Source organism: Desulfogranum japonicum DSM 18378, assembly GCF_000429945.1.
In the GTDB taxonomy this organism is placed as follows: Bacteria; Desulfobacterota; Desulfobulbia; order Desulfobulbales; family Desulfobulbaceae; genus Desulfogranum; species Desulfogranum japonicum.
The window spans coordinates 1-6,719 of sequence record NZ_AUCV01000079.1 but is presented as its reverse complement, the minus strand read 5'-3'; the positions used below and the strand labels follow the sequence as shown (position 1 = coordinate 6,719).

The 6,719-nt window shown below is 43.4% G+C and carries 7 protein-coding genes and 1 pseudogene; 2 read left to right on the top strand and 6 right to left on the bottom strand.

Translation table 11 applies throughout. The features are described from left to right. Positions 1-432: 432 nt before the first annotated feature. The 5 genes from G493_RS30705 to G493_RS0121805 form a co-directional block, all read right to left on the bottom strand. Positions 433-1,083 (bottom strand): alpha/beta hydrolase, encoded by a 651-nt coding sequence (locus G493_RS30705; RefSeq protein WP_153306629.1) that lies wholly within the window; start codon positions 1,081-1,083, stop codon positions 433-435. Between the two features lie 187 nt (positions 1,084-1,270). After that, complete coding sequence (locus tag G493_RS0121820; protein ID WP_028582081.1) at positions 1,271-1,594, bottom strand: hypothetical protein; 324 nt, start codon at positions 1,592-1,594, stop codon at positions 1,271-1,273. Between the two features lie 439 nt (positions 1,595-2,033). Then, entirely contained in the window at positions 2,034-2,534 is a 501-nt protein-coding gene (locus G493_RS32640) for a reverse transcriptase domain-containing protein (RefSeq protein WP_161629872.1), read from the bottom strand. A gap of 138 nt (positions 2,535-2,672) precedes the next feature. Continuing rightward, entirely contained in the window at positions 2,673-3,248 is a 576-nt protein-coding gene (locus G493_RS0121810; RefSeq protein ID WP_028582080.1) for a hypothetical protein, read from the bottom strand. Positions 3,249-3,768: 520 nt separating this feature from the next. After that, the gene (locus tag G493_RS0121805) at positions 3,769-4,926 is read right to left on the bottom strand and encodes an aminotransferase class III-fold pyridoxal phosphate-dependent enzyme (RefSeq protein ID WP_028582079.1); all 1,158 of its coding nucleotides are present in this window, start codon (positions 4,924-4,926) and stop codon (positions 3,769-3,771) included. A 420-nt stretch (positions 4,927-5,346) separates the two neighbouring features. On the opposite strand from G493_RS0121805, the pseudogene G493_RS34920 reads away from it, so the two are divergent. Next, a pseudogene (locus G493_RS34920) lies at positions 5,347-5,445 on the top strand (group II intron maturase-specific domain-containing protein); the annotation flags it as partial. A 107-nt stretch (positions 5,446-5,552) separates the two neighbouring features. Here G493_RS34920 and G493_RS0121800 read toward each other — a convergent pair. Further along, positions 5,553-6,008, bottom strand: coding sequence for a GNAT family N-acetyltransferase (locus tag G493_RS0121800; RefSeq protein WP_028582078.1), 456 nt, complete (start codon positions 6,006-6,008; stop codon positions 5,553-5,555). A 474-nt stretch (positions 6,009-6,482) separates the two neighbouring features. Here G493_RS0121800 and G493_RS0121795 point away from each other — a divergent pair, with 474 nt between their 5' ends. Next, complete coding sequence (locus G493_RS0121795; RefSeq protein ID WP_028582077.1) at positions 6,483-6,707, top strand: hypothetical protein; 225 nt, start codon at positions 6,483-6,485, stop codon at positions 6,705-6,707. Positions 6,708-6,719: the final 12 nt, after the last annotated feature.

Here is a 6,719-nt window from a genome sequence, read left to right as displayed (position 1 = left end):
TATTGCTTCTCCATTGTATTGAATCGGTTAGCTATGGTTGAATACACTGTCTGGCCAGAATATCACCTTCTTTATTTTTATTTTCAATAGGTTATTAAAGTTTTTCTCGGTTCATGTCGTACGCTTGCCCTGATAATGACACAAAAAGAGCCTGGATCACAATTCAATTATATTTACAAAAATCGACATTTTGGCTGGGGGCGTCGAATTAAGCGGTTTGCATACAACGAAAAAACAGATAGATAACTTGAGAGAGTTTTAATATAGACCGGCTACACCCTCACCGAATGCAAAAGGCTTCCACAAAGCTACGCAAAAACCTCAAAATGCGGAAAATCACTGACCATGAAAACGCCATGGCCTTTTGCATCCGGTGAACTGGGTATCCGCATACGATCCTCATGCTATTTACCACGCCATGGATAGTGCCCCTTAACCAAGCACGAATTTGCAAATTTCACCCGAATACTCCTTAAGAAATGCCCGTTTATCCGGTAACGGCTCTGTGGTTTGTGGCGGCACTATATCCATGAATGAAAAATGACCAGCACCATCAGTAACGCGAACATCAACTGTTTGCCAATCACGTATGGAATTGGCCAGCCTTTTTGTTTGGACGGGTGGCGTGATGTTATCCGCGGAACCTACCCATGCCAGAATTGGAACTTTCACTGCATCGAGTGCTCCTGGAGCTTGAAAAAAGTCGGTTGGTGTCGCCAAAAGGGATAGGCGAGTTAATCGGCTATCCGATGTAATATTATCAACACGTCGACCTGGCCCTAACCACATCTGAGCTCCAGCTAAAGCAATGAGGGTAGCTGCGCCAATTGAGTGGCCCACACCCGCCGCAGTTATGCCGGGCTTAACGAACGCATCAAGAGCGAGAGACAAACGCCTTGCCCGGAGAGTCAACTCGTCTTCCCTTGGTATCGGAGATACAAGTTTGTCGAAATGCGGCGCAATAATCATACAACCGGATTCAATCAAAGTGTCCATAAGCGTAGCATAACGTTCAGGCTGGCCACCAGCTCCTACCGCGAAAAGTACCACTGGAGAATTTCTAGTGGCTTCGTGTACCGACACGTTGAATGACTCGGTTCCATCTTGTAGTATCCTGGCCTGCATTAAAACTTACTCCTTGTGCAAGTTGATGGCATGTATAATCGCGGTGTTGAACGTTGAGCACAGCCCCAAAATATTTGGCCCTACATTTTTCGAACCAAAATTCGTGATAGATATTTTGCCAACTGCTTCGATTTGTTATGCATTTTCACTCAAATTGAACACTGATTATCCTCTGAGAATCATCTACTTTCAAGCACAAATTCCCTGCAACAAGACAGCCTTCTTTCATAAACGGTTTATTGCCATAAACATCTTTTCGAATGACAGTTTCTACCTCAGATAGTTTTTTACCAACAAGATTATTGTTGGCAATATACAATGCCTGCTTCAATGCATTATCAACTCGATTGTAACTGTCGCGTAGATATGCCAATGATACGCCCTCGTCGACACCTTCATATACAACGGAGCCAAACCATAATACATTTGATAAAATTAATAAAATGACTAAAAAAATGTTTGTTTTCATTTTAGCTGAATCGCGCTAAGGCAATCGAGGTAGAATGGCTCCACCTGATCGCCTCCTCACAGATCCCTGCGTGCGGTTTTCTCGCACAGGGCTCCTCAATAGTATTCGCTTCGTCCTAAAGCATTTCAGCTCCAGTACCCTGTTATCCTGGGACGAGGAATTGAGAAACTCTGTAAAAGCCCCTCAAACCCTCTCCAATTAAAGCTTTCCCTCTGGCTTTTCCTGTTCAGCCACTTAAATACAGCCTTGCAACTGTAATTGTAGAAAGAACTGATCTTCTCAAAGTTACCATTGAAACCAGGATACTTGTAGTGCCCTTGGCGTTTTACCGCAAATTGCGCCATGGTATCAATGAGCCCTGAAACGCACCGATTGCTTTTGATCCATGCCTTCATGTTCGACATTGCCTGCTGAAATTCCTTCCGGCCTGTCACCATCTTTACCAGAGTTTTTTCCAGCTGAGTATCCAGCGATACTCAAAACCAAGGAGAACAAAGCTCTCGCTTCGTGTCGTTTCGAACTTACTGGATTTGATGTTTTTTGTTTTAACAGGTGCAAGCTCCAGACTGATCTTATCCAGACGTTGTGGGAGTTCACGCTCCACCATCTTCAATTCATCACGATACTGAAAGAAGTACACATAATCATCGGCAAACCGAATAAGGTGCACGTTTCCCCGGCATCCAGGTTTGATGTTTTCCTCAAACCAGAGATCAAGGGCATAAAAGAAATAACTATTGGCCAAGACTGCGAAAATTACCCTGCCCTGAGGCGTTCCTGTGACGGGGCAGAATTCGTCGGCTCTGGAATACCAGGAGGCCGTTGTTTGCCTCCAGGCTTTGGAATGTATTGCCTGCGAACAAGCCCAGCCTTGCAGCGTTTTTTTAAGCGCTTCTATTACCCGGCTGATATTGCCAAAATGGCTCTGCGAGTCACGCAACACTCAGTACTGGCTACTGGCTTGGCTTAGCCCGACAGGGATATCCTGCTTTATACAATAGGTCACCCATTAACGGTCCGCATGAACGGTGCGAACTTACGAGCATCCGACTTCATGCGCTGGTTCGGCGTCATCCCTCTATCCGGCTCGGGAAAGAAGCTTCACCTGCTTCACAATTCCTGTAGTCGGATCTACGAGACAGCCCACGGTCATTGTCTCACCCTGAATGTTTATCCATTTTAGGCCCTCATATTCATGCTTATTCTTCCTTTTCGAGAGCCCCGGGACATAGTCCACAGTTCCCTCAATCCAGCCTTTCCAAAAGAAGAACCAGGTCTTGAAATGCACTCTATCTCCTATCTGAACAGGCTCTCCCGACTGGTATACCGCTACAGGGTATGCGTCGGCCGATGGCTCGCACTCGTCTTTACCGAGCAAGATCCCCAGCGAGTCTTTCCACTGCTGTATATCCTGAGTTTCGTGGAAGTAGACGTAGACCGTTTCGTCCACGGTTCCCTTCGGCAGTGCTTTCAGAAAGAGATAGTCGCCGTAGCCGTTTTCTGCAAAGACCACAACAGGACCGCAAAAGACGTCAGCAATGCTCCCGTCGTTTGTCGGCGTTAGAATTCGCCACTCAGCCCCATCCTCACCCCAGAAAAGTCTGCCATCCTGAGTCAGGGCCGCCGCAAGCGTTTCATGCGATGTCTTCGTCATTCGTTTCTCACTCCGAAAGATTGGGCTCAGTGCGTTTGCTGAATGCGCAGCATGTAGCAAATCCGATAAATTACTTGGTTATGGTGTTCTGCATTTCAATTTTTCGTCCACTTTACCAATACCTCACGGCACTGCTCTGGCAACTGATCCATTGCCTCTTCCGCTGATGTGTAGTCAGCATATTGCCCTGTTTCCCAGTTTTCACTGCAACTGAAGCGCTATATGACAGAACTATTGTCGTATTGCGCAATTACTAAACCCAATATCGCGATTGCCTTTGGATCAGTATCTATACCAGCCCACCCAAACGGCAAGTCACCAGTCCATGCCCAATATAACACTTTTGCTCCATCAATTTCTGTTGGTAGCCTACTCATTGATTTTTACACATAATCGCGGCGCTGACCAGCACCGCGATTCATGGCGACGAAGTCGTCAAGAACATTACTTTCACCCGCGTTGCCCAGAGTGAGGAACGAACGGCGGGTAACGTCAAGCGTAAACACTCGTTACGAAAAAGCTAAATACTTGATTTTATTTTTTTTAATGCATTAACAAATGTATCAATTTCTGCCTCACTAATTATAAGTGGTGGATCAATTCGTAAAGACGAACCTCGATTCCCTACAATATATCCTCTCTCAATAAGCCCATTATAAAGAAAATTAGTAATTTCTTCGTTTTTGATGTCAAGAATGAACATCAAACCTCTACCCCGGACTTCCGTAATAATCTCGTTATCAACAAGTGATTCAAGCTGTTTGAGAAGAAGCAAACCCCTATTTTCCGCTTTAGGAATCAATTTCTTTTCTTCGATGTATTGAATTACACCATATACAATTGAAGCTCCCAAAGGATCATTTTGATGAGATTGTGAATAGTGAAAAGGTTTTTTCTCTAGTTCCCTTGCTGTAGATTTGTTGATCAGAGCTATGCTCACGGGATACCCGTTGCCAATTCCTTTGCCTACAGCTATGAAATCGGGATCAATGTCATAATGCTGATAACCAAACCATTTTCCAGTGCGTCCAATACCGGTCGTCACCTCATTAGCAACAATTTTCCCTCCGTTGTTTCGAACAATCTGGACGATATTACTGATTAATGCCTTTGGTGGAAAACGTACAAAACCAGAAGAGCTACCTGGTTCAAAAATAAATTCAGATGTGTCTTTTGGTATTTTTTGAAGAACCTCGCATGATTGATCGCACTTTTCTATCTTGGTACAGTTGTTACACGGCTCCCAATTTAGCAAATACCAATTTTTCGATTTGTCGATAATTGAAGAATACGCTCCAAGATATGAATCATGGAGTGTCATCGATACACGTTTTTCAGTCAGATGTTTAGCCATCTGAATTGATATCTCTATCGCTTCACTTCCAGAACACAGAAATACACTTTTCCCGTTCTTAAATCCAGCAACATTGAGAATTGACTTAGATGAATTTTCAAGTATTTCATTTGAATAGCAAAATCCAGTGTGCGTCAATGAGTAGATTTGTTTTTTGATTATTCCGTTTATCTCACTATTATTATGTCCAAGTGATGTACACCAAACACCAGACTCTAAGTCCATATAGCCTTTGCCTTGTTCGTCATATATGTACAGACCTTTGCTTTCAATAATATTTGGGATTTTAAGCTCATGACCTGTGCAAAAAAATACATGTTCCATTTTTTATTCTCTTTTTATGTTCTTTCACATAATCGTGGTGCTGACTTCGTCAAGTTTCTGATCCCGGTGCTTCATGCCAGAACCAGAAGCTTGACGAAGTCAGCGCCGTGATTCCTGGCCACGAAGTCACCAGGAACGTGGAGTTAAGGGACTGCGGGACCGCTAGTATTAACTTTTAAAATTTGAATCCCTTTTTGGTCTAGCACGGAATTATTACACTCCGAGCCTCAAGCAGTCCCTCTTGAATACTTTGTGGACGCCCGGCATGGGCGTGATCTAATGGGATGTAAGTCCCCTGTATGTAACCCCTGTTACTGTCGAGATGACAGGAACATAAACACTAGCCGAAAGCAGGTGAGCGAGGTACGAGAATCCGAAGTTATGAGTCGACGAACAAAAACGGCACACAAGGCCGAGGCTCTGCGTGGCTGGATGGGCTATTTTGGGATATCTGAGTTATATCGACCAATACCCGAACTGAACCGCTGGCTGCGACGCAGGGTACGCATGTGCTACTGGATCAACCTTTGGCAATTTGATATTTTTATGTTTTCTATAGGTTAATCGCGGTGCTGGATACCGCAATAGCACGGTTGAATGTCCTGTACAAACGCTTGTTATGTGCTTCACCGCTTGAATTCTAGGCACAATCTAAGCATATCTTTGAGTTGTACGCCTTGCTCGTAAATAGGATCGGAATAATTATCTATAAAGAAATTTTTCCGAATGCTCCCTACTCTGAATCCGAATCGTTGATAAAACAACAGCTGATAGCCAAATGTTCCTGTACCTATTTCAAGCGACTTTGCACCATTCTCTTGAAAATAGTTGATCACAAATTCAAGAAGTTTTTTCCCAAACCCTTGTTTCTGTTTTTCCGGAATGACAACAATATTAAATAATTCCCATATTTTAGCATCGATAGAGTTTGTCACGCATACGCCAACTAAAAAGCCGTCAACAAACACTCCAAAACATTTCGCTCCTGTAAGATATTTCTCAATACATTTTTCAGATGGGTCGGCATGAAGTAACACACTCATCGGCACTTCTTTTTCCGAAATTTGTCTGATGGTTATCATCTGTTCGTTTACATTTCCTGTTCGCACATAATCGCGGTGCTGACCAACACCGTGGGTCGCGATTTCTCCATGATGTATTTCTTGAGAATACCTGGTGCTATATCTTGGTATATGATTTCATTTCGCCAAGGCTTGGGAAGATACCTTGTTCCGCAACTATGACAAAGACCCTTTTTTTACTATGTTGTGCCCAGCTTCTACAACGACGATATTAATTGCGTTCAAAAGAAATATCAATGTTGTTACCCCCGTGATCAGGTATAAATTTTCTATTCTCACTGACATGTTGAACCACTATAGCTAACCCAAGTTTTTGACAATCATTCTCAAAGTCTCCTCTAATGAAAGTTTTTCGTCGCGATAAAAAAATAAATCGCCTAATTTCAGCTATATAAAAATTTACCGGCGTTTGTAGTGCCATTAAAAAATAATAAAGACTTGGCGTGCAGACTTTTTTATGCCAAGCTGCGACGCATGTATATTCGAAGAACTACAATCAAAGGAAGGAAAGACGGTGGGCAGTATTATACCTATCGCCTTGTTGAATCCAAGCGGACAGATAAAGGCGTAAAGCAATATACCCTGCTTAATTTAGGTGTAGGTTTTTCCTTGCCCAGGGACCAGTGGCCGGATCTCATAAGAGGATTGAAGCGATCCTTGCCGGTCAATCCATTTTGGTGCCGATTGATCCTGAAATAGAAAAATTAGCCC

Excerpts from the sequence above, each read along its gene's own strand:
- G493_RS0121820 (WP_028582081.1), bottom strand. The coding sequence starts at position 1,594 with ATGAAAACAAACATTTTTTTAGTCATTTTATTAATTTTATCAAATGTA.
- G493_RS0121810 (WP_028582080.1), bottom strand. The coding sequence starts at position 3,248 with ATGACGAAGACATCGCATGAAACGCTTGCGGCGGCCCTGACTCAGGAT.
- G493_RS0121805 (WP_028582079.1), bottom strand. The coding sequence starts at position 4,926 with ATGGAACATGTATTTTTTTGCACAGGTCATGAGCTTAAAATCCCAAAT.
- G493_RS0121800 (WP_028582078.1), bottom strand. The coding sequence starts at position 6,008 with ATGATAACCATCAGACAAATTTCGGAAAAAGAAGTGCCGATGAGTGTG.
- G493_RS0121795 (WP_028582077.1), top strand. The coding sequence starts at position 6,483 with ATGTATATTCGAAGAACTACAATCAAAGGAAGGAAAGACGGTGGGCAG.